17 protein-coding genes, 1 pseudogene and 1 riboswitch are annotated in these 20,802 nt (G+C 68.9%); of the genes and pseudogenes, 6 read left to right on the top strand and 12 right to left on the bottom strand.

Annotated features, from left to right (window positions below; all coding sequences use genetic code 11):
- Window positions 1–193 precede the first annotated feature (193 nt).
- Entirely contained in the window at window positions 194–961 is a 768-nt protein-coding gene (locus tag E3O42_RS18990) for an HNH endonuclease signature motif containing protein (RefSeq protein ID WP_478213366.1), read from the top strand.
- On the opposite strand, the gene narI is transcribed toward E3O42_RS18990, so the two are convergent.
- The 5 genes from narI to E3O42_RS15515 form a co-directional block, all read right to left on the bottom strand.
- The gene (gene narI / locus E3O42_RS15495) at window positions 958–1,767 is read right to left on the bottom strand and encodes a respiratory nitrate reductase subunit gamma (RefSeq protein ID WP_134454804.1); all 810 of its coding nucleotides are present in this window, start codon (window positions 1,765–1,767) and stop codon (window positions 958–960) included. The genes E3O42_RS18990 and narI overlap by 4 nt on opposite strands.
- Window positions 1,764–2,456 (bottom strand): nitrate reductase molybdenum cofactor assembly chaperone, encoded by a 693-nt coding sequence (gene narJ, locus E3O42_RS15500; protein WP_134454805.1) that lies wholly within the window; start codon window positions 2,454–2,456, stop codon window positions 1,764–1,766. Before narJ ends, narI begins: the two co-directional genes overlap by 4 nt.
- Window positions 2,453–4,117 carry a nitrate reductase subunit beta gene (narH, locus tag E3O42_RS15505; RefSeq protein ID WP_134454806.1) on the bottom strand — a complete coding sequence of 555 codons (1,665 nt, stop codon included), beginning with the start codon at window positions 4,115–4,117 and terminating at the stop codon, window positions 2,453–2,455. The genes narJ and narH overlap by 4 nt, the downstream gene beginning before the upstream one ends.
- Window positions 4,118–7,834: a nitrate reductase subunit alpha gene (locus E3O42_RS15510; RefSeq protein ID WP_241984871.1), complete on the bottom strand. Its 3,717-nt coding sequence runs from the start codon at window positions 7,832–7,834 to the stop codon at window positions 4,118–4,120.
- Between the two features lie 179 nt (window positions 7,835–8,013).
- Window positions 8,014–8,685: a helix-turn-helix transcriptional regulator gene (locus tag E3O42_RS15515; protein WP_134454808.1), complete on the bottom strand. Its 672-nt coding sequence runs from the start codon at window positions 8,683–8,685 to the stop codon at window positions 8,014–8,016.
- Window positions 8,686–8,866: 181 nt separating this feature from the next.
- On the opposite strand from E3O42_RS15515, the gene E3O42_RS15520 reads away from it, so the two are divergent.
- Window positions 8,867–9,802 carry a formylglycine-generating enzyme family protein gene (locus E3O42_RS15520; RefSeq protein ID WP_134454819.1) on the top strand — a complete coding sequence of 312 codons (936 nt, stop codon included), beginning with the start codon at window positions 8,867–8,869 and terminating at the stop codon, window positions 9,800–9,802.
- Between the two features lie 12 nt (window positions 9,803–9,814).
- Here E3O42_RS15520 and E3O42_RS15525 read toward each other — a convergent pair whose 3' ends face one another.
- Complete coding sequence (locus E3O42_RS15525; RefSeq protein ID WP_134454809.1) at window positions 9,815–10,546, bottom strand: thiaminase II/PqqC family protein; 732 nt, start codon at window positions 10,544–10,546, stop codon at window positions 9,815–9,817.
- A riboswitch (TPP riboswitch) is annotated at window positions 10,537–10,637 on the bottom strand. It overlaps the preceding gene by 10 nt.
- 154 nt (window positions 10,638–10,791) lie before the next feature.
- On the opposite strand from E3O42_RS15525, the gene E3O42_RS15530 reads away from it, so the two are divergent.
- Window positions 10,792–12,861: a fructose-specific PTS transporter subunit EIIC gene (locus tag E3O42_RS15530; RefSeq protein ID WP_134454810.1), complete on the top strand. Its 2,070-nt coding sequence runs from the start codon at window positions 10,792–10,794 to the stop codon at window positions 12,859–12,861.
- 68 nt (window positions 12,862–12,929) lie between these two features.
- Here the strand turns inward: E3O42_RS15530 and cofC are convergent, their stop codons facing one another.
- The 3 genes from cofC to E3O42_RS15545 are packed head-to-tail and all read right to left on the bottom strand — an operon-like array spanning window position 12,930 to window position 15,669.
- The gene (gene cofC, locus E3O42_RS15535; protein ID WP_241984870.1) at window positions 12,930–13,619 is read right to left on the bottom strand and encodes a 2-phospho-L-lactate guanylyltransferase; all 690 of its coding nucleotides are present in this window, start codon (window positions 13,617–13,619) and stop codon (window positions 12,930–12,932) included.
- A gap of 14 nt (window positions 13,620–13,633) precedes the next feature.
- On the bottom strand, window positions 13,634–14,665 hold the full coding sequence (locus E3O42_RS15540; protein ID WP_134454812.1) for a coenzyme F420-0:L-glutamate ligase: 1,032 nt from the start codon (window positions 14,663–14,665) through the stop codon (window positions 13,634–13,636).
- Between the two features lie 2 nt (window positions 14,666–14,667).
- On the bottom strand, window positions 14,668–15,669 hold the full coding sequence (locus E3O42_RS15545; RefSeq protein ID WP_134454813.1) for a TIGR03557 family F420-dependent LLM class oxidoreductase: 1,002 nt from the start codon (window positions 15,667–15,669) through the stop codon (window positions 14,668–14,670).
- A 143-nt stretch (window positions 15,670–15,812) separates the two neighbouring features.
- On the opposite strand from E3O42_RS15545, the gene E3O42_RS15550 reads away from it, so the two are divergent.
- Complete coding sequence (locus E3O42_RS15550) at window positions 15,813–16,649, top strand: exodeoxyribonuclease III (protein WP_134454814.1); 837 nt, start codon at window positions 15,813–15,815, stop codon at window positions 16,647–16,649.
- Window positions 16,650–16,669: 20 nt separating this feature from the next.
- Here E3O42_RS15550 and E3O42_RS15555 read toward each other — a convergent pair whose 3' ends face one another.
- Window positions 16,670–17,590: an AEC family transporter gene (locus E3O42_RS15555; RefSeq protein WP_134454815.1), complete on the bottom strand. Its 921-nt coding sequence runs from the start codon at window positions 17,588–17,590 to the stop codon at window positions 16,670–16,672.
- Window positions 17,591–17,675: 85 nt separating this feature from the next.
- Here E3O42_RS15555 and E3O42_RS15560 point away from each other — a divergent pair, with 85 nt between their 5' ends.
- Window positions 17,676–18,491, top strand: coding sequence for an alpha/beta fold hydrolase (locus E3O42_RS15560; protein WP_134454816.1), 816 nt, complete (start codon window positions 17,676–17,678; stop codon window positions 18,489–18,491).
- An 84-nt stretch (window positions 18,492–18,575) separates the two neighbouring features.
- Here E3O42_RS15560 and E3O42_RS15565 read toward each other — a convergent pair whose 3' ends face one another.
- Entirely contained in the window at window positions 18,576–19,550 is a 975-nt protein-coding gene (locus E3O42_RS15565; RefSeq protein ID WP_134454817.1) for a DUF5692 family protein, read from the bottom strand.
- Window positions 19,551–19,576: 26 nt separating this feature from the next.
- The gene (locus E3O42_RS15570; protein WP_134454818.1) at window positions 19,577–20,194 is read right to left on the bottom strand and encodes a TetR/AcrR family transcriptional regulator; all 618 of its coding nucleotides are present in this window, start codon (window positions 20,192–20,194) and stop codon (window positions 19,577–19,579) included.
- 145 nt (window positions 20,195–20,339) lie between these two features.
- Here E3O42_RS15570 and E3O42_RS15575 point away from each other — a divergent pair.
- Window positions 20,340–20,802 (top strand): annotated as a pseudogene (locus E3O42_RS15575) (SCO7613 C-terminal domain-containing membrane protein); the annotation flags it as partial.

Here is a 20,802-nt window from a genome sequence, read left to right on the forward strand (position 1 = left end):
GGAACAGGGCGAGTTCATCAAGTCCACCTTCGACAGCTTCACCAGCCCCCGCCGCGGCGGCGTGCGCTTCGTCGACACCAAACGCGCCGCCTGGGCCAAAACGGTCAAAAAAGACCCCCGCAGCACCAGCCAAATCACCTGCGACGGCTTCATCGACCTCCTCACGGCCGGCACCACCGTGAACCCCAACGAAATGCTCGGCGGCCGCCGCCCCGCCGTGCAAATCCTCACCACCGCCACCCCGACCGCCCGGCCCACAGAACCCACCCCGGCCACCCGGCCCGCTGCACCCACCCGGCCCGCCGCCAACGGACCAGCCACAGGACCAGCCACAGGACCAGCCACAGGACCAGCCACAGGACCAGCCACAGGACCAGCCACAGGACCAGCCACAGATGACATCCTGATCTGCCTACCCGGCCAGCCCGGCCACGGCTACATCGAAGGCAACAACGCCCCGGTCTCCCCCGAAACCATCGAACGCCACATCTGCGACTCCGGAACCGTCCAGATCAGCTTCGACGAGTTCGACCGGCCCCTGGACCTGGGCCACGAACAACGCCTGTTCACCCGAGCCCAACGCCGAGCCCTCGCCGCCCGCGACGGCGGCTGCACCTGGCCCGGCTGCGACCGGCCACCGGCCTTCACCGAAGCCCACCACATCGAGCACTGGCTCAGGGACCAGGGCAGAACCGACATCAACCAGGGCATCCTGCTCTGCCCCACCCACCACCTGCTGCTGCACAACCAGCGCTGGCAGATCTTCGAAAACACCGGCCGCCACTGGCTCCGACCACCGGCCNAACAAGCCGCGTTCGCGACTCACGTCACCGGGTCCACTTCGACAAGCTCAGCACAGCGTCGACAAGCTCGACCAACTGGAGGGTCGCCACCATCCGTTGATCGAGCTTGTCGAGATCCCGCGAGGCGACCTGCGTCGCCTGGCTTGGCGGGCCTCTAGCGGCGGATGTTGGTGCGGGAGCGGGAGGGGCGGGAGGGCTCGTCGGCGCGCGGGGAGACCCGCACGTTGGGGAGCTCGGCCTTTTCCCAGCCACGCTTCACCGGCCGGGCGCCGGAGCCCTTGTGGGTGTCGCGGGAGCGGTAGATGACGTAGGGCCGCCAGATGTAGCCGATCGGCGCGGAGAACACGTGCACCAGCCTGGTGAACGGCCAGAGCAGGAACAGCGCTGTGGCGGTGAGCACGTGCAGCTGGAAGAAGAACGGCACATCGCTCATCAGCGATGGGTCGGGCTGCAGGCCCCACAGGCTGCGGATCCACGGCGAGATCGAGCCGCGGTAGTCGTAACCGGCGCCGAGCACCTGGTGCAGCACGGTGGCGATGGTGCCGAACAGGATGGTGCCGCCGAGGAAGATGTACATCACCTTGTCCATCACCGTGGTGGCCAGGTGCACCCGGGTGACCAGGCGCCGGCGCACGATCAGGATGATCAACCCCGCGATGGTCAGGACCGCCGCGACGCTGCCCATCCAGGTGGCGCCGAGGTGGTAGATGTGCTCGGTGACGCCGAAGAACTCCAGCCACGGCTTGGGAATGAACAGACCCACCACGTGGCCGCCGATCACCATGAGCATGCCGTAGTGGAACATCGGCGACCCCCAGCGCAGCAGCCGGTTTTCGTAGGTCTGGCTGGAGCGGGAGGTCCAGCCGAACTGGTCGAACCGGTAGCGCAGGATGTGGCCGACCACGAAGGTGGCCGCGGCGATGTAGGGGAACGCCACCCACAATAGGAAATCGAGCGGGGTCATCGGCGTACTTCCTCACTGGATGCGCCATGCGCGGAGAACGGTTTGAGATTGCCGAGGTAGGTCATGCCGACGGTCTCGGTGGGCGGGCCCTCGTTGACGAGGTCCAGGTACCGCTTACGGGTCTCGTCGTCGATCGGCGGCAGCGACAGACAGACCGCTTCGACGAGGTGTGCGTAGGGGCTGTTGACCTTTTCCAGGGCCGCGCGCAGCACCTCGATGCCGTCCCGGTGGGAAGAGAGCAGCTGGCCGGCGATCGGGGAATCGGAGAGCGCGGAGAATTCGAGCGCCATCGGCAGGTAGTCGGGCAGTTCGTCGGCGTCGACCTCCCAGCCGGCGGCGCGGTAGGCCTCGACGAAGCGCACCAGTGCCATGCCGCGCCGGCGGGTGTCGCCGGCGGCGTAGTAGCTCAGGTACGGGCAGCACTTGCGCTTGAGGTCGAAGGTGGCCGTGAAGTGCACCTCGAGCTGCTGCTGGGTCAGCTCGCCGGCGGCGTCGAGGAACGCGCCGAACGCCGCCCGCAGCGCCTCCGGCAGGTCGCCCAGCGACGCGGCGACGACGGCGAACTTGGCCCGGCGCTCCTCGTCGGGATAGTCCAGCAGCAGGGAGGCCGCCATGTGGGTGATCCGGCGGTCCTGGTCGCCGAGCGTCAGAGCGGTCACCCGCCGGGGGGCGAGCTTGGGCATTCTCATGCGGGCGCTCCCGGGCTCTTCTTCGGCGGGAACATGCCCGGCGGCACGTTGCCACCGGTCCAGTTGAGAAGGTTGACCCGGCCCGGGGTGGTGGGCTTGGTCTTCTCGCCGGCCTTGCCGGTCATCTCGTTGTAGTTCGACACGGTGCCGGCCAGCGGCATGCCGGACTCATGGCCGAACGGGCCGGCGTTCTGACCGGGACCGCCCATGCCTGGTCCGCCGTCGGTGTCGAGCGAGCAGGCCAGCTCGTCGAGTTCGCGGGCGGTCTCCACGTGAGCCTTGGGGATCACGTAGCGGTCCTCGTACTTGGCGATGGCGAGCAGCCGGTACATGGCTTGCATAGTTTCGCCGGTCATGCCGACGGCGCGTGCGATGCGCTCGTCGGCCGGCCGACCCAGGTTGATGTCGCGCATGTACGACCGCATGGCGGCGAGCTTCTTCAACGACGCCTCCACGGGCCGCACGTCACCGGCCGAGAACAGCCCGGCCAGGTACTGCACCGGAATGCGCAGCCGGTCGATCGCGGCAAACAGGGTGCGGGCATCCTCACTGTCGGCTTGTGTGGTGGAGACTACGTCGACCACGGGAGAGAGCGGCGGGATGTACCAGACCATGGGCATGGTGCGGTACTCGGGGTGCAGCGGTAGCGCGATCTTATACTCGGCGATGAGCTTGTAAATCGGGCTGTTCTGCGCGGCGAGGATCCAGTCGTCTTCCATGCCCTCGGCCTTGGCCGCGGCGATGACTTCGGGGTCGAACGGGTCGAGGAAGACCCCGCGCTGGGCATCCAGCAGGTCGTGGTCGTTCTCGATCGACGCGGCCGCGAGCACGGCGTCGGCGTCGTAGAGCATCAGGCCGAGGTAGCGCAGGCGCCCGACGCAGGTCTCCGAGCAGATGGTGGGCTTGCCCTGTTCGATCAGCGGGTAGCAGAGCGTGCACTTCTCGGCCTTGCCGGTCTTGTGGTTGAAGTACACCTTCTTATAGGGGCAGGCGGAGACGCACATGCGCCAGCCGCGGCAGCCGTCCTCGTCGACGAGTACGATGCCGTCTTCCTCGCGCTTGTACATGGCGCCGGAGGGGCAGGCGGCGACGCAGGCGGGGTTGAGGCAGTGCTCGCAGATGCGCGGCAGGTAGAACATGAAGGTGTTCTCGAACTCCATCTTCACGTGCTCGCTCATGGTGGCGAGGATGGGGTCGTCAGCGGCGGTCTCCTGCGAGCCGCCGAGGTTGTCGTCCCAGTTGCCCGACCACTTGATGTCCATGTTCTTGCCGGTCAGCAGCGACTTGGGCCGGGCCACCGGGCTCTGGGTGCCGGCCGGAGCGGTGGTGAGCATGTCGTAGTCGTAGGTCCACGGCTCGTAGTAGTCGTCGATCACGGGCAGGTCGGGGTTGTCGAAGATGTGCAGCAGCTTGCTCAGCCGGCCACCGGCGCGCAGCTTCAGCCGGCCGCGCTTGGTGCGCACCCAGCCGCCCTTCCACTTCTCCTGGTCTTCGTACTGGCGCGGGTAGCCCACCCCGGGTTTGGTCTCCACGTTGTTGAACCAGGCGTACTCGACGCCGGTGCGGTTGGTCCAGACCTGCTTGCAGGTCACCGAGCAGGTGTGGCAGCCGATGCATTTGTCGAGATTCATGATCATCGACATTTGAGCCATAACGCGCATTTAGTACTCAACCTCCTGGCTGCGTCGACGGATCACGGTGACCTCGTCGCGTTGGTTCCCGGTCGGGCCGAGGTAGTTGAAAGCGAATGACAGCTGGGCGTAGCCGCCGATCAGGTGGCTGGGTTTCAGCAGGATGCGAGTGAGCGAGTTGTTGGTGCCACCACGCAGGCCGCTGGTCTCGGCGACGGGCACATTGATGGTGCGGTCCTTCGCGTGGTACATGTACACCGTGCCCTCCGGCATCCGGTGCGAGACGATGGCCCGGGCCACGACCACACCGTTGCGGTTGTACGACTCGATCCACTCGTTGTCGCGCACGCCGATCTTGTCGGCGTCCTGCGGCGACATCCAGATGGTGGGCCCGCCGCGGGAGAGCGAAAGCATCAAGAGATTGTCCTGGTACTCGGAGTGGATCGACCACTTGGAGTGCGGGGTGAGGTAGCGCACGGCCACCTCGGCACGGCCCTTCGAGCCGGGCGCCCCGGTCGATGCCGTCGAGCCGACGACCGAGTCGTCGAACAGGCGATGCATGTCCAGCGGCGGCCGGTAGATCGGCAGCTGCTCGCCGAGCTCGATCATCCAGTCGTGGTCGAGGTAGAAGTGTTGCCGCCCGGTGAGGGTGTGCCACGGTTTGAGGTGCTCGACGTTGATGGTGAAGGCGCTGTAGCGGCGGCCGCCGTGCTCGCTGCCCGACCATTCCGGCGAGGTGAGCACCGGCACCGGGGCACCCTGCACATCCTTGAAGGTGAACCGGCGGCCCTCGTTGTCGCTGGCCAGGTGCGCGAGCTTCTGCCCGGTGCGCTTCTCGAGCTGGCGGAAACCCTGGGTGCCGAGCCGGCCGTTGGTGGTGCCGGAGAACGCGAGCACCATTTCGCAGGCATGGATGTCGGTGGCCAGCTTGGGACGCCCGGCCGCCGGTCCGGATTCGACCAGGCCGTTCTTGGTGCCGAGGTACTCGATCTCCTTGTCAGGGTCGTACTTGACGCCCTTGATGGTCATGCCGAGCTTGGCGGTGAGCGGGCCGAGGGCGCCGAGCTGTGCGGCGAACGCCGGGTAGTCGCGTTCCACCACGACCAGCCGCGGCATGGTGATGCCGGGGATGAGGTCGGGGTTCTCCACCACGATGCCGTGCGGGGTGGCCATGGCGTCTGGGGTGTCGTGCATCAGCGGGGTGGCGACCAGGTCACGGCGCACACCGAGGTGCGTCTCCGAGAACTCGGAGACCTTCCTGGCCAACAGGTGGAAGATGTCGAAGTCGGTCTTGGACTGGAAGGGCGGGTCGATCGCCGGGTTGAACGAGTGGATGAACGGGTGCATGTCGGTCGTCGACAGGTCGTGCTTCTCGTACCAGGTAGCCGGCGGCAGCACCACGTCGCTGTAGATCGTGGTGGAGGTCATCCGGAAGTCGCTGGTGACCATCAGGTCGAGCTTGCCCTCCGGGGCGGACTCGTGCCACGTCATGGTTTGCGGGCGCTTCTCAGGCGGCGACTCGGGCGCGCGCACGGCGCTCGTGGTGCCGAGCAGGTGCTTGAGGAAATACTCGTTGCCCTTGCCCGAGGAGCCGAGGATGTTGGCCCGCCAGACCACGAGTACCCGGGGGAAGTTCTCCGGCGCATCCGGGTCTTCGCAGGCGTAGGCCAGGCTGCCGTCTCGCAGCGAATCGACCACATACTGGGCGGGCGCGACCCCGGCTGCGTCGGCGTCGTCGACGAGGTCGAGCGAGTTGCGGTTGAAGGTGGGGTAGCTGGGCATCCAGCCGCGTTTGGCCGATTCGACCAGGCAGTCGGCCGTGGTGCGGCCGGTGAAGGTGCCGGTGGCCAGCGGGCTGGCGAGGGTGTCGGCGCTGAGGCCGTCGTAGCGCCACTGGTCGGTGGCGAGGTACCAGAACGCGGTGCCGATCATGGCGCGCGGCGGCCGCACCCAGTCCAGCGCGAAGGCGTACTGGGCCTGCCCGGTGACCGGACGCACCTTCTCCTGGCCCACGTAGTGGGCCCAGCCGCCGCCGTTGACACCCTGGCAGCCGGTCATGGTGGTCAACGCGAGAAAGGCACGGTAGATGGTGTCGGAGTGGAACCAGTGGTTGGTGCCGGCGCCCATCAGGATCATCGACCGGCCGCCGGAGTCCTCGGCGTTCTGCGCGAACTCCCGGCCGATCCGGGCCGCGGCCGACGCGGGCACCGAGGTGATCTCCTCCTGCCAGGCGGGGGTGCCGGGCGAGGTGGCATCGTCGTAGCCGGTGGGCCAGGACCCGGGCAGGTTCAGTTCGTCGCGGCCGACGCCGTACTGCGCGAGCAGCAGGTCGAAGACCGTGGTCACCAGCTGGCCCGCCACCGTGCGCACGGGCACGCCGCGGCGGATGACGCCGGCGCCGCCGGTGTGCTCCTCGCCCTCCTCCCCGGTGAGGGCGGAGACGTCGAAGCGGGGCATGTCGATGGCGGCGCTCCGACCGTCGTGGTCGGGGGCGTCCGCGATCGAGAGCAGCGGGTCGACCCCCTCCAGGTCGAGGTTCCACTTGCCGGCGTCGGTTTCGCTGAACCGGTGGCCGAGCGACCCGTTGGGCACGACCGCGTGGCCGTCCTGGTCGAGCAGCACCGGCTTGAAGGTGGCGCTGGCGACGGTGGAGGCGGTGTCGGGCAGGGCATCCGCGGTGAGGAACTTGCCGGGAACGTAGGCGTCCCCGCGCGGGGTGAGGGTGATCAGGTAGGCGGAGTCGCTGAACTTCTTCATGTAGTCCACGAACTGCGGGGTGCGCCGGTCGACGAGGAACTCCTTGAGCACAACGTGGCCCATGGCCAGGGCGAGGGCGCCGTCGGTGCCGGGGTGCACGGCCAGCCACTCGTCGGCGAACTTGGAGTTGTCGGCGTAGTCGGGCGAGACGGTGATGACCTTCTGGCCGCGGTAGCGGGCCTCGACCATGAAGTGCGCGTCGGGGGTACGGGTCACGGGAACGTTCGAGCCCCACATGATCAGGTAGCTCGAGTTCCACCAGTCGGCGGATTCGGGCACATCCGTCTGGTCGCCGAACACCTGCGGACTGGCGACGGGCAGGTCGGCGTACCAGTCGTAGAACGAGAGCATGGTGCCGCCGAGCAGGGTGATGAACCGGTTGCCGACCCCGTGCGAGACAATCGACATGGCGGGGATCGGCGAGAAGCCGGCGATGCGATCGGGCCCGTACTCCTTGATGGTGTGCACCTGGGCGGCGGCTACGATTTCGGCGGCCTCGTCCCAGCTGGCGCGCACCAGGCCACCCTGGCCGCGGGCACTTTTGTAGGCGCGGGCGCTCTCCGGGTTGCCGGTGACCTCGGCCCAGGCGAGCACCGGGTCTCCGGTGCGGGCCTTCGCCGCGCGGTACAGCTCGAGCAGCACACCGCGCACGTAGGGGTATCGCACGCGGTTGGGCGAGTAGGTGTACCAGCTGAACGCGGCGCCGCGGGGGCAGCCGCGGGGTTCGTACTCCGGCGAGTCCGGGCCCACCGAGGGGTAGTCGGTCTGCTGGGTCTCCCAGGTGATGATGCCGTCCTTGACGTACACCTTCCAGGAGCAGGAGCCTGTGCAGTTCACCCCGTGGGTGGACCGCACCTCCTTGTCGTGGGTCCAGCGGTCACGGTAGAACGAGTCGGCGTCCCGGCCGCCCTCGAGGAACAGGGAGCGCAGGTCGGGTGAGGTTTCGCCGCGGCGCAGGAACCTGCCGAGGTTGAGGATCGAGTCGGTGATGGGGCCATCGCTACCGGCCTTGGCGGGCGAACCCCCGCCGGCTCGGCTGTTTCGTGAGAAGACGGAATTCTTGAGCGATTTCACGGAAATCTCCTAGCGCTGCCGGCGCCGCCACGGTCAGCGATGCCCTCTGCGCAAGTCTCCCGAGTGAGGAAAACCGCGACAACCGCGAAACGCCGTTAATAATCGGCGGGGGCGTAAACGACCACCGGCGGCGACGTCTCCTGGGCCAGCGCCGGTTCGAGAACCCGCACCAGCAGGTCGAGGGTGCAGGTGTCCGGGCCGGCCAGTGGATGCATCCGTTCGGCCCGCAGCGGGCCGTCCGTCTGTTCGAGCAGCGACTTGATCAGGCCGAAGTGCACCGTGCACACCTCGGGGTGCAGCTTCACCATCTCGCTGTACGGGCAGTCGTGCAGGTGCACGTGGGTGCCGTCCGGGTCGTGATCGGAGTCGAAGCCGCTCTGGTCCAGGTGGTCGTCGAGCGCGTCCATCTGGCACTGGCGCGGGGAGGAGTCGACGGCCGCGAGGGGCAGGAGCTTGCGCACAAGGTCGCCACGGCGGTGGGCGACGTCGGCCTTGACCGCGCGAACCGAGCCGGGCTCGGCAGCGCCGGCGGCCGCGCTGTAAAGCATGCGGGGACGGCCCTTGGTTTCGCGGATCTCCGGTTGGCAGGTGATGAAACCGTCGTCGACCAGGCGCTGCAGGTGCTCCCTGGCGGTGTTCGAGTGCAACCCGGCCGCCTCGGCGAGGTCGCCGACGGTCATGGTTCCGCGACGCTGAAGGTGCAGAAGCAGCGTGATCCTGCTGATCGAGGCGAGCGTGCGATAACTCGGGGCGGAGCGGGGAACCATGGGGCCAAGTATGGGCCATCATGCCGCCTGGCGGTACCCCTTCGGCGCGCGGTCCGTCTGTGGACGGACTGGGCGGGGGGTGGTCGCGGCGGGGGGCGCGCGCTAGGGTCTGCGCGTGACGACGGATGACCACGGGTGCTGCGCGCCCGCACACGAGGCGATGGCCGAGCCCCGGCTGGCCATGGGTGGGCACGATGCCGAGGCCCACCCCGGCGCGCCCGCGTCGCACCACGACGCGGCACACAGTGCTCCCGGTGCCCAAGGCCGGCACGACCTCGACCAGGCGTTGGTGCCGGCGCAGGTCTTCTCGATGGGCGACGCCGACGGGGCGGGCAACGCCGGCGACGGCGAGACCCCCGTGCACGAGGTGCGGCTGGATGCCTTCTCCATCGACGCGACAACGGTCACCAACGCCGCCTTCGCCCGGTTCGTCGCCGAAACCGGGCATCGCACCGAGTCGGAGCTGTTGGGCTACTCCGCGGTGTTCCACCTGGCGTTGCGGGCCGACCTCGACGACGTGGTCGGCCAACCGCCGCAGACACCCTGGTGGTTGGGGGTGCGCGGCGCCGACTGGGCGCATCCGGCCGGCCCCCGTTCGTCGCTCGACGGCCTGGCCGAGCATCCGGTGGTGCAGGTGAGCTGGAACGACGCGCTGGCCTACTGCGAGTGGGCGGGGCGGCGGCTGCCGACCGAGGCCGAATGGGAGTGCGCTTCGCGCGGCGGGCTGGCCGGCCGGCGCTACCCGTGGGGCGACGAATGGCAGGAGGGGCAGCGCTGCAACATCTGGCAGGGCCGGTTTCCCGCAGTGAACACCCTGGACGACGGCTGGCTCACCACGGCCCCGGTGCGCGAATTCACGCCGAACGGGTACGGCCTCTGGCAGAGTGTCGGCAACGTGTGGGAGTGGTGCGCCGACTGGTGGGCGGAGGACTACTACGCCCGCTCCCCCGCCGACAACCCGACCGGGCCGGCCACCGGTGAGCAGCGTTCGATGCGCGGCGGCTCGTACCTCTGCCACGACTCCTATTGCAACCGGTACCGCAACTCGGCGCGCGCCTCCAACACCGCGGACTCCGCCGCCGGCAACGTGGGTTTCCGAACCGTCGCCCTGACCTGAGAGCCGACCCGGCTACCCCGGCGCGTGCAGCCGGGGAGCGTCGAAGAAGAGCAGCTCGAGGGTCGCCGACCGGGCGAACACGGCGCGCATCAGCGCCCGGTCGACGACCGTCGCGGTGGCCGCCGCGGCGTCGGTGAGCAGGATGGCCTGCCGCGTCGCGGCCGCGAACGCCTCGTCGGCGTAGGTCTCCAGCCAGTCCGCGTACGGATGCGCCGCCTCGCGCAGGCTCGCCAGGTAGCCGGCGTGCAGGCGCTCGCCGACATCCGCGTAGAGCCAGTAGCAGGGCAGGATCGCGGCCAGCAGCACCGCATAGTTGCCCGACGCGCTGACCGCGACCAGGTGGTCGACGTACGCGCGGGTCACCGGGCCAGTCGTCGGCCGCGTGTCTCGGCCGGCCAGCCAGCGGCGGTGCAGCTCCAGTTCCACCTCGATGCAGCTGGCCGAACCGGCCGCCCAGAACGCCCGTTCGGCCGCGTTGGGCGCCAGGACGCTCGCCTCGGCCAGGACCCGGGAATACGCCGCGAGGTAGAGGGCATCCTGGGCGAGGTAGTAGACGAAGTGGCCGGCGCCCAGGCTGCCATCGCCGAGCGCCGTGATGAATGGCAACGCGTCGATGGCGGTGCGGGTCGCTTCGATGTCGGCCCAGAGCAGGCCGCTGAATGCCTCGGTGCTGCCCGGCTGCGGCTGCGGATCCGGGTGCGAATCCGGGCCGGGGTCCCGGCGTGAATCGGCGTGAACGGTCATGGCGACATCCCTTCGCTAGTGCTAACTAGTCAGGTTCGACGGGTCTGGATCTCAGCTTCCGCGTCCGGCGGAGGCACCCCGTGTCGCGTCCCACCCTAGCGGCCCGGCAGGGCCCAAAGACTCTCGAATACACCGAAGGCCGAACTGTACGCTGGGCAGGCTGCTGCATCTCTCACCGGGTGAGCACGCGCTCCACGGCCGACGGGCCACCGTTCGGCGGCGCCGTCCTGGAAGGACACCGCACCATGCCTGAAATCCCCACCGACACCACCATCGCGCCGCCCACGGTGCTGATCCTGGCGATCACGGCCTGCCCAACGGGCATCGCCCACACCTACATGGCCGCCGAAAAGCTCGACGCGGCCGCCACCGAACTCGGCTACGAGATCCGGGTCGAGACGCATGGTTCCGTCGGTGTCGAAGGCACCTTCAGCCAGGCCGACATCGACCGCGCGGACGCCGTCGTCATCGCCGCCGACACCCAGATCGACCTGTCCCGCTTCGGCGGCAAGCGCATCGTCTCCACCCGCGTCTCCGACGGCATCCACCGCCCGGCCTCGCTGATCGCCGAGGCCCTGGCCGCCGCCCCCACCGGCAATGTCGCCGTGCGCACGGATGCCCCGGCGAGCGCCGGCAAACGCGACTTCGGCGGCTTCATCTACCGCGCGCTGATGAACGGCGTGTCCTACATGATCCCGTTCGTCGTCGTCGGCGGGCTGCTCATCGCGATCTCGCTGTCGATCGGCGGTGAAGCCACACCGCAGGGACTCGTGATCCCCGAGGACAGCTTCTGGTTCACCATCAACCAGATCGGCGTGCTCGGCTTTACCCTGATGGTGCCGATCCTCTCCGGCTTCATCGCCTACGCGATCGCCGACCGGCCCGGGCTCGCACCGGGCATGATCTGCGGCTGGATCGCCACCACCGGCTCCTTCTACAACTCCGAATCGGGCGCCGGCTTCATCGGCGGCATCGTCACCGGCTTCCTGGTGGGCTTCGTGGCGCTGGGCATCAAGAAGATCCCGGTGCACCGCTTCATCAAGCCGATCATGCCGATCCTGGTCATCCCCGTGATCACCACCCTCGCCGTCGGCGGCCTGTTCGTGCTCGCCCTCGGCCAGCCGATCGCCTGGGTCTTCTCCACGATGACCGACTTCCTCTCCAGCCTCGACGGCGGCAGCGTCGTCGTGCTCGGCCTGATCCTGGGCGCGATGGTCGCGTTCGACATGGGCGGCCCGATTAACAAGACCGCATTCCTGTTCGGCTCCGCCCTGATCGCCTCCGGCAACCCCGGCCCGATGGGCATGGTCGCCGCGGCCATCGCCGTGCCGCCGTTGGGTATGGGACTGGCCACTCTCATCCGTCGCCGGTTCTTCACTCCCGTGGAACGCGAGGCCGGCATCGCCGCGCTGTTCATGGGCTTCTTCGGCATCACCGAGGGCGCCATCCCGCTCGCCGCGGCCCGCCCACTGCAGGTCATCCCCGCGAACGTGCTCGGCGGCGCCGTCGCCGGTGCGATCGCCGCGATCGCCGGCGTCACCAACGCCGTGCCGCACGGTGGCCCGATCGTGGCCGTTTTCGGTGCCGTCAGCGGCGTGCCGATGTACTTCGTCGCGATCCTCGCCGGTGTGGCCGTCACCGCCCTGGTGTCGGTGCTGCTGATCGGCATCTCGGTGCGCAAGGTCGCGCCGGCGGCTGCTGCTGAGGCGACTCCGGTCGGTGCTGCGGCGGGTGCTGCGGATGCCGCTGGTCTGGGCGCTGCGGCACCCGTGGTTGGCGTGCCGGTTGTCGTGGCCGCGGCCCCGACGACCACCGCGCCGGTGGCCCCCGCGCCGAAGACCGTGCTCGACTACATCGACGAACGCACCATCGTGCTCGACATCGAGGAGACCGACCGGGACACCGTCATCCGTCGTCTGGCCGGCCTGATGCAGACCACCGGGCGCGTGCTCGACGTCGACGCCGTGGTGCAGGCCGCCCTGAACCGGGAAATCATCAGCACCACCGGCATCGGCGAGGGCATCGCGATCCCGCACGCGAAGTCCGACGGCGCCACGTCCCCGGTGCTCGCGTTCGCGCGCAGCAGGGCCGGCGTCGACTGGAACTCGCTCGACGAGGCCCCCGCGCACCTGATCTTCATGATCGCCGTGCCCGAGGCCGCCGCCGGAACCGAGCACCTCAAGGTGCTCGCCCAGCTGTCCCGCAGCCTGATGAAGCCCTCGTTCCGCGCCTCGATCGAGATGGCGGCCACCCCCGCCGACGTGCTCGCAGCGCTGGCCTCCTCGGTGCGGCCGGCGGTTCCCGCCGCTCGGTAGCCACCCGCACGACTGCGGGGGTGTGCCCATCGGGTGCACCCCCGACGTCGTCAATCGGGGTGCCGCAGCTAGCGAGGCGCCAGATCGGCGTGGCTCTGGCCCAGCTGCGAGCGGGCGATGAGCGCGCTGGTGTGCGCTCCGACGCCGCGGCGCAGCGCCTCGGCGAGGTCGTCGACAGTGTCGACGTCGCGGCGGATCGAAGCCGTGGCCGGCAGGTCGAGCGGCACGTGACCGGCCGCCTCATGCGCGGCGCGCGAGCCGGGCCCGAACTGCGGCGTGAATACGGTGCCGGCGCGTGCGAGCAAAGTGGTGGTGCCGGTGCACTCTTCGTCGGCGACCATGGCCTTGTCGTGGGCGGCTGCGGCGGCGAGGGTCGCCTCGACGTCTTCGACGGTGAGCGCGGGCAGGTCTCCAGTGAGCACCGCCACACTGCAGAGCGGGTAATGGGTTTGAGCCACCCGGATGCCCTCGTTGATGGCCGCGTTGAGCGGGTCGCGAGGTGTCGCATCCGGCCCGTTGGGGGAATCCGAAGGGGAGGTTTGCGGCAACTCGGCGACGATCTGGGCGCCCAGGGCGGCGAGCGGCGCGGCAGCAGCGGGGTCGGCGGTCACAACGAGCACCCGCTCCACCATGGCGGCGGCCAGCAGTGCCGCCACGGTGTCCAGCGCGAAGGCCTCGGCGAGCTCCCCGCGCGCCGGGAAGGTCTCCGGCAGGGCAACCAGGCGGCTCTTGGCGCCGACACTGCCCTTGACGGGCACTACGCACACCCAGCTCACGGGGATGCGGTCCCGCGAGATGGCACGTCGGGCCCGTTGTCGCTCTCCGTAGGGGCCCCAACTGCCCCCTCGGCAGCGGGCACTTCACGAGACGTCACGTCGAGCCCGTCGGCGCGTTCTGAAGGGGCCCCAACTGTCAACTGACCAGCCTGGGCAGCGGGCGCAGGCGTACCAGCCCTATCGGACCCAGCGGATGCGGCAGCGGATGCGGCAGCGGGCTCAGCCAGCTCAGCCGCAGCGGCGAGCCCGGCCGTATACCCCTCCGCGTACGCCTCGGCGCTTCCGACGCGGAACATGTCGTTCGCGCTGTCGCGCAACAACCGACGCGCGCCGCGATCCCCCGCGTCGATCGCGCCCACCAGGTGGCCCAGGCCGCGCAGCACGGCGACGGGGTTGCCGCTGGTCTTGCCCTTGATGAGGTCGGTGGCGCCGGCGATCTCGTCCGCCACCGCGGCGACGGTGACGTCGAGGCGGCGACCGTGCGCATCCGCCGTGCCGCGCAGGTCGTCGAGCACGGCCACGCCGGCGGCGCCGATGGCGATGTCGGTCTGGCCGTCGCGCCACGGGCGGCCCACGGTGTCGGTGATCAGCACCCCGAGGTGCAGCCCGGTGGCAGCGCGGAGGGCGGCGCAGAGGGAGCGGGCGGAGGCATCCGGGTCGACGGGCAGCAGCAGCACGGTGCCGTGTTCGACGTTGCTGGCGTCGACGCCGGCGGCGGCCATCACCAGGCCCTGCCGATTCTCGACGATGCGGGTCACCCCGCCCGGATGCGCGCGGGTTGCGACGACCCGCACGGTCTCGTCGGCGATGGCCTGTTCCCGGTCGGAGGCGGCCACCTGCCGCCCCTCGGCCTTGGACACGATCTTGCTGGTCACGGCTAGGATATCGCCGTCGGCCAGGCGGGACGCCGCCGGTCCGGCGGCGGCCGCGATGATCGCGGCCAGGTCGTCGCCGGCCCGCACCTCGCCGATTCCGGGTAGCACGAACACCTCGAGCCGGTGGCGCGCACCGTCGGCCGCGTTGTGCATCGCTACCGGGCGAGCTTCGGCAGCACGTCGCGGCCGAAGACGTCGATCCACTGGCGCTGGTTGCGGCCCACGTTGTGCAGGTAGATCTTGTCGAAGCCGAGGTCGACGAACCTCTGGATGTAGGCGCGGTGGTCGTCGGGGTCGGCGGAGATGATCATCCGGCCCTCGAAGTCCTCTGGCCGCACGAGCTTGGCCATCTGCTCGAACTCGAACGGCGAACGGATGTCGCCCTTGGGGAACTTCATGCCGCCGTTGGGCCACTCGTGCAGCGCGTTGGCCATGGCCTCCTCATCGGTCTCTGCCCAGCTCATGTGCAGCTGCAGCACCTTGGGCATGGTCGAGGGGTCCTTGCCGGCTTCGCGGGCGCCGTCGTCGAATTTGCCGAAGAGCATCGAGATCTTCTCCAACGGGGCACCGACCGTGATGAGACCGTCGGCGTGCCGGCCGGCGCGCTTGGCGGTGACCGGGCCGGCGGTGGCGACGAGGATCTCGGGTGCGACCTCAGGCATGGTCCACAGGCGGGTGGACTCGAGCTTGAAGAACTGGCCGGAGTGCTTGACGTCCTTGCCTGCGATGGACGCCGTGAACAGCTTCGAGATGATCTCGATGGCCTCGAACATGCGGTTGATGCGCTCAGGCGCCTCGGGCCAGTAGCCGCCGACGATGTGCTCGTTGAGCGCCTCGCCGGAGCCCAGGCCCAGCCAGTGCCGGCCGGGGTACATCGAGGCGAGAGTGGCGGAGGCCTGCGCGACCATGGCGGGGTGCCAGCGGAAGGTGGGCGCGGTGACGCCGGGGCCCATGTCGCCCTTGGTGCGCTCACCGATCGCGGCGAGCACGCTCCACACGAACGAGGATTCACCCTGGGCGGGCACCCAGGGTTGGAAGTGGTCGGCCGCCATGACCCCCGAGAAGCCGTGCTCCTCCGCGTAGACCGACAGTGCCACCGCCTCGGCGGGGGCGAACTGCTCCAACATGGCCGCGTAACCGATCTGCAATTCCGACATACAGCCATCCTGCCACTGCCGTGTGTCGGCGACGTTTCTCGCCGCCGGGCGCCGAGTTGCCCAGCTTCGGACGAGTTGCCCCGGCGTAGAGGGGCAACTCGTCCGGAAGGGGGCAACTCGGCGGGACCAAATAGGCTGGAGCCATGCGCATCGCCACCTGGAACGTCAACTCCATCCGTGCCCGCGTCGACAGGACGGTCGACTGGATGGTGCGGGAGGACATCGACGTGCTCGCCATGCAGGAGATCAAGTGCAAGCCCGAGCAGTTCCCCGCCCAGGTCTTCGAAGACGCCGGCTACGAACTGGCCATCCACGGGCTCAGCCAGTGGAACGGCGTCGCGTTCGCCAGCCGCCACGAGATGACGGATGTCGTCACCACGTTCCCCGAGATGCCCGGCTTCCTCAAGGGCGAAGAGGGCCCAGGCCTGCCGCTGGAGGCCCGCGCGCTGGGCGTGACCGTGAACGAGATGCGGCTGTGGAGCCTGTATGTGCCCAACGGTCGTTCGCTCGACGACCCGCACTTCGTCTACAAGCTGGACTGGCTGACCCGCCTGAAGACCCACGCCGCCGACGAACTTGCCCGCAATCCTCGTCTGGCGATGGCGCTGATGGGCGACTGGAACGTGGCCCCGCTGGATTCCGACGTGGGCGACCCCACCCTGGTGCCCGGTGTCTCCACCCACATCTCCGAGCCGGAGCGCAGCGCCTTCGAGGCGTTCGAGGCGGCCGGTTTCACCGACGTGGTGCGCCCGATCGTGCCGGAGGGCTTCACCTACTGGGACTACACGCAGCTGCGCTTCCCGCGCAACGAGGGCCTGCGCATCGACTTCATCCTCGGCTCGCCGGCGTTCGGCGAACTCGTCACTGATGCCAGCATCCACCGCAACGAGCGCAAGGGCGACGCCCCGAGCGACCACGTGCCCGTGCTGGTGGACATCGAGAACGACGACGGGGACGACGACCGCCCGATGATCTTCTAGCGCGGCCCAGCAGTGTCGGCTCAGGCGAGCAGCGCCGCGACGATCACGAGCGCCGGGATCGCGCCGATCGTGGTGACCAGCACGGTGTCGCGGGCCACCACCACGCCCCGGTCGTAGCGGGACGCGAAGTTGAAGATGTTCTGCGCGGTCGGCAACGCGCTCACGGTCACGACGGCGAACAGCTCGGCACCGTCCAGAGAGAACACGAACCGGCCGAACAGGTAGGCGATCATCGGCATCAGCACCACCTTGATCACCGACGCCGCGACCACCTGCTTGCGCCCGGTGCCGGCCTGCAGCAGCCGCTGGCCGCGCAGCGACATGCCGAACGACATCAGTACAAGCGGGATCGCGGCGCCGCCGATGATGTCCAGCGGCGCGATCACGGCGTCGGGCACCGGGATGCCGAAGGCCGCCACGAGCACGCCGAGCACCGAGGCGATGATCATCGGGTTCCGCAGCGGCTGGGTGAGGATGCTGCGCACCGACACCCGCCCGCGGGTGGAGGCGTCGAGGATGCTCAGGGTGATCGGGGCGAGGACGAGCAGCTGCAACAGCAACACGGGCGCCACGTACTGGGCACTGCCGAGCACGTAGATGGCCACCGGCAGGCCGATGTTGTTGGCGTTCACGTACGTGGCGCTGGTGGCGCCGAGCACACTTTCCGGCACCGGCGCCCGGAAGAACAGCCGCGCCAGCAGCAGGTACAACAGCATGCCGACGATCACGCTGCACAGCACCGTGGCGAGGAACGCGGAGAACAGCACGCGCACATCCGCGTGGGAGAGCACGGTGAACAGCAGCGCCGGGGTTGCCACGAAGAACGCGATGCGGTTGAGCACCCGGCCGGCGTCCTCGCCGGCCACGCCGGTGCGCTCGACGACATAGCCCACCAGGATCACAAACCCGATGATCGAGAACCCGACCAGCACACCGCCCACCTTTCGAGCCTAGGGGTTAGGCACTGTGCCGCCGGATCGCGAAAAAAGTCCTCCACCGGCCCCTCCGGCGTCGTACGCTCGACTCATGCCTCACCTCACCGTGCCGGGCGCGAGCCTGTACTACGAAACCGACGGACACGCCTCGAAGCCGGCGCTGCTGCTGCTCCACGCGGGCATCGCGAACCTGCGCATGTGGGATCCGCAGGTCCCGGCGCTGGCCGCGGACCACCACGTCATCCGTTTCGACACCCGCGGCTTCGGCCAGACCAGCACCGACGACGTCGAGTTCTCCAACCGCGCCGATGCCCTAGCCGTGCTCGACCACCTCGGCGTGGCCCGCGCGACGCTGATCGGCTGCTCCCGCGGCGGCGGCATCGCCATCGACCTCGCGGTGGAGAGCCCGGACCGGGTGGCCGGACTGATCGTGATCGGATCGGGCCCGAGCGGGTTTCCCGATACCGAGTTGACCGAGGTGGAGGATGCCAGGTTCGACGAGATAGACCGGGCCTTCGCGGCCCAGGATTGGCACCGGTTGGCCCGTCTCGAGGCCGCGATCTGGGATTTCGGGCCCTTGCGCCGCGAGGAGGACCTGGACCCCGAGTTCGTTTCGACCGCCTACGCGCTCAACCGGGTGAACGTCATCCACGCCGAAGAGAGCCCCGTGTCGATCCCCCTCGAGCCGCCCGCGTTCGACAGGGTCGTCGACATCGAGGTACCCACCCTGGTGACCGTGGGCGAGTACGACATGTCGGAGGTACTCGCGGCATACGAGTACCTGGTGACCACGCTGCCCCAGGCCAGCGGATGCGTCTTCCGCGACACCGCGCACCTGCCGAACGTGGAACGCCCCGCTGATGTGGAGCGGGTGCTGCTCGGCTGGCTCGCCGAGAACACGCTGTGACTGCGGCGAGAGCGGAAGCGTGGTTGCTTCGAGGCTCTCGAGGCAACCACACGACCGCTTTCGCGGGCGGTACGCGGTGACGAACTAGACGCGAGATGCGGCCAGCGGCGGGGCCGCGCTCGTGCCGGGCTCGGCATCCAGCGGCCGGTTGTCGGCGAGAACCTTCTGGTAAGCGGGCAGCTCCACGAACAGCTCGTCCTTCAGCGGGTTGCGCTTGGTGCGCACGATGACGCGCACCTGGTAGACGACCACAGCGATGTTGGCGGCCAGCGAGATCGCGCTGACGATGAACAGTGCGGTGGGGTTGTGCGAGGACTCGACCGCGAACATCGAACTGGTGACGAACGTGGGCACGGCCATCGTGAACATCATCCAGAACGCCAGGGTCTGTGCCCGGTGCTGCAGCCAGGCGCCGCGCTTGATGAAGAACGCGGGGATGGTGCAGGAGACCAGCAGGGCGGCGCCGGCGTAGAAGGAGTGGTCACCGACGGCGTTATAGACGTAGGCGAAGTTCCACAGGTCGTACGCGATGATCCAGAACCAGAGCATGTCGGGCCAAATCATGTCCTTCTGCTTGCCGCGGCCGATGATGATGCCCACCCAGCCGCAGATGGTGAGCAGGTTCAGCAGCCCGGCGATGCCGTTCATGATGTTCCACGGGCCGCCCACCATGAAGACACCGTCGACCATGCCCTGCATGCCGTAGACCTGGAAGTCGCGGATGACCGCTTCGAAGATGTTCAGGGCGAGGATCGCCGCCGGGAACATCAGCCAGTACTTGTTCTTCGCCAGCTTCGGGATGAAGCGGATGGCCATGAAGCCCAGGCAGCCGGCCAGCGCGGAGTACACCTTGACCCAGTGGAACCAGGTTCCGGTGCTGGAGTCGGCACCCGCGGTGTGGGGCCAGACGAAGATGGTGAGTACCACCGGTAACCCGATGAACAGGACGAGCGCGGCCCACTTGCTGGCGCGGGCGATCTCGTTGGCAAGCATGAGGCCCGCCACCACCGCGACCCACATCAGTGTGGAGTACCAGGGGATTGACTCGTACAGGAACATCTTCGATTCTCCGTGTTCATTTTTCTTTATTGGGGTGATGCAGGGGTGGTGCCCATGTCCAGGTGCAACGTCTGCCGCACGATCGCGACGAGAACCTGGTCCTCGACGTCGGGCGATGAGCGCACGAGGCCGATCAGGCCGTAGACCAGGACGTAGAAGACCTCGCCGACGTGTTCGATGTCGATGTGGTGCGCCCGGGCATACGCCTCGACCGTGGTCACCCGCAGGCGCTCGACGATGGCGCGCACGGCGCGGTCCACGAACCGGTTGTACAGCCCGGCGTTCTCGGGGTGTCCGAGGTCCTCACGGAACATGTCCTTGGCACGCAGGTGGTGGCGGAACAACACCACGCAGTCCAGCAGCGCCTTCTGCACGTTGCCCGGCTCCCGGCCGGCGTCCCACCGGGAGACGGCCTCGACGAACTCGGCGATGTGGTCCTCGAAGATCAGGTCGATCAGCGCGTCACGGTCGGGAAAGTAATGGTAGATCAGGCCCCGCGTGACGCCGACGCGCTTGGCGATCTCGGTGACGGAGACCTTGGCCACGCCCCGTTCGGCGAATAGCTGCCGGGTGGCGGCGACGATCTCGTCGTGGCGCTCGTCGGGCTGTTTGCTCAGGCGCGGGGAGGTCTTCGTGGTGCTCATATTCGCACGTTAGCCCCGCCGTTGACACGGCGTCAATGACACGGTGTCAATCGCCCCGAAGTGGGGCGTTGGCCTGTGCATAACCCGTCCGCCTTTCCGCTGACCCACTAGCCTGTGGAGGCCGCACCATTCATCAGGGGGATTGATGTCACCGAGCAGCTCCAGTCGTGATTTCGCGCAGCACGTCGGACGATTTCGCTGGCCGCTCACTGCGGCCGAGCTCACCGACACGTCCCGTTGCCCGGCCTGCTCGACCACGCTGCCGGCACCGGTGTGCCCGTCCTGCGGGCTCGACCTGCGCCATCCGGCCGCCCGGGAGTTGCTCGCTGCGTCAACGGATGCCGCCGCCGCGCTCGAGAAGCGGGTGCAGCTGATCGGTCAGATCCGCTTCGAGGTGGCCGAGGCCCAGGCGGCCAGCGAGGTAGCGGCCCAGCAGCGGGCGTTGGAGCAGGTGGCGGCCAGGGCCGACGAGGCCGAACGCCGGGTCGCGGCCGAACGCCGGGTCGCGGCCGAACGCCGGGCCAAGGCGCAGGCCCAGGCTCAGCGCGCCGCCGAAGCCGACGCGGCGCGTGCCGCACAGGCCGCCTCACAGGCCGCGCAGGCCCACG

The sequence above is a fragment of the Cryobacterium adonitolivorans genome, assembly GCF_004402695.1.
Classification (GTDB): Bacteria; Actinomycetota; Actinomycetes; order Actinomycetales; family Microbacteriaceae; genus Cryobacterium; species Cryobacterium adonitolivorans.

Excerpts from the sequence above, each read along its gene's own strand:
- E3O42_RS15565 (WP_134454817.1), bottom strand. The coding sequence starts at position 19,550 with ATGTTCCTGTACGAGTCAATCCCCTGGTACTCCACACTGATGTGGGTC.
- E3O42_RS15570 (WP_134454818.1), bottom strand. The coding sequence starts at position 20,194 with ATGAGCACCACGAAGACCTCCCCGCGCCTGAGCAAACAGCCCGACGAG.
- narJ (WP_134454805.1), bottom strand. The coding sequence starts at position 2,456 with ATGAGAATGCCCAAGCTCGCCCCCCGGCGGGTGACCGCTCTGACGCTC.
- narI (WP_134454804.1), bottom strand. The coding sequence starts at position 1,767 with ATGACCCCGCTCGATTTCCTATTGTGGGTGGCGTTCCCCTACATCGCC.
- E3O42_RS15515 (WP_134454808.1), bottom strand. The coding sequence starts at position 8,685 with ATGGTTCCCCGCTCCGCCCCGAGTTATCGCACGCTCGCCTCGATCAGC.
- E3O42_RS15525 (WP_134454809.1), bottom strand. The coding sequence starts at position 10,546 with ATGACCGTTCACGCCGATTCACGCCGGGACCCCGGCCCGGATTCGCAC.
- E3O42_RS15560 (WP_134454816.1), top strand. The coding sequence starts at position 17,676 with ATGCCTCACCTCACCGTGCCGGGCGCGAGCCTGTACTACGAAACCGAC.
- E3O42_RS15550 (WP_134454814.1), top strand. The coding sequence starts at position 15,813 with ATGCGCATCGCCACCTGGAACGTCAACTCCATCCGTGCCCGCGTCGAC.
- E3O42_RS15530 (WP_134454810.1), top strand. The coding sequence starts at position 10,792 with ATGCCTGAAATCCCCACCGACACCACCATCGCGCCGCCCACGGTGCTG.
- narH (WP_134454806.1), bottom strand. The coding sequence starts at position 4,117 with ATGCGCGTTATGGCTCAAATGTCGATGATCATGAATCTCGACAAATGC.
- E3O42_RS15520 (WP_134454819.1), top strand. The coding sequence starts at position 8,867 with ATGGGTGGGCACGATGCCGAGGCCCACCCCGGCGCGCCCGCGTCGCAC.
- E3O42_RS15545 (WP_134454813.1), bottom strand. The coding sequence starts at position 15,669 with ATGTCGGAATTGCAGATCGGTTACGCGGCCATGTTGGAGCAGTTCGCC.
- E3O42_RS15540 (WP_134454812.1), bottom strand. The coding sequence starts at position 14,665 with ATGCACAACGCGGCCGACGGTGCGCGCCACCGGCTCGAGGTGTTCGTG.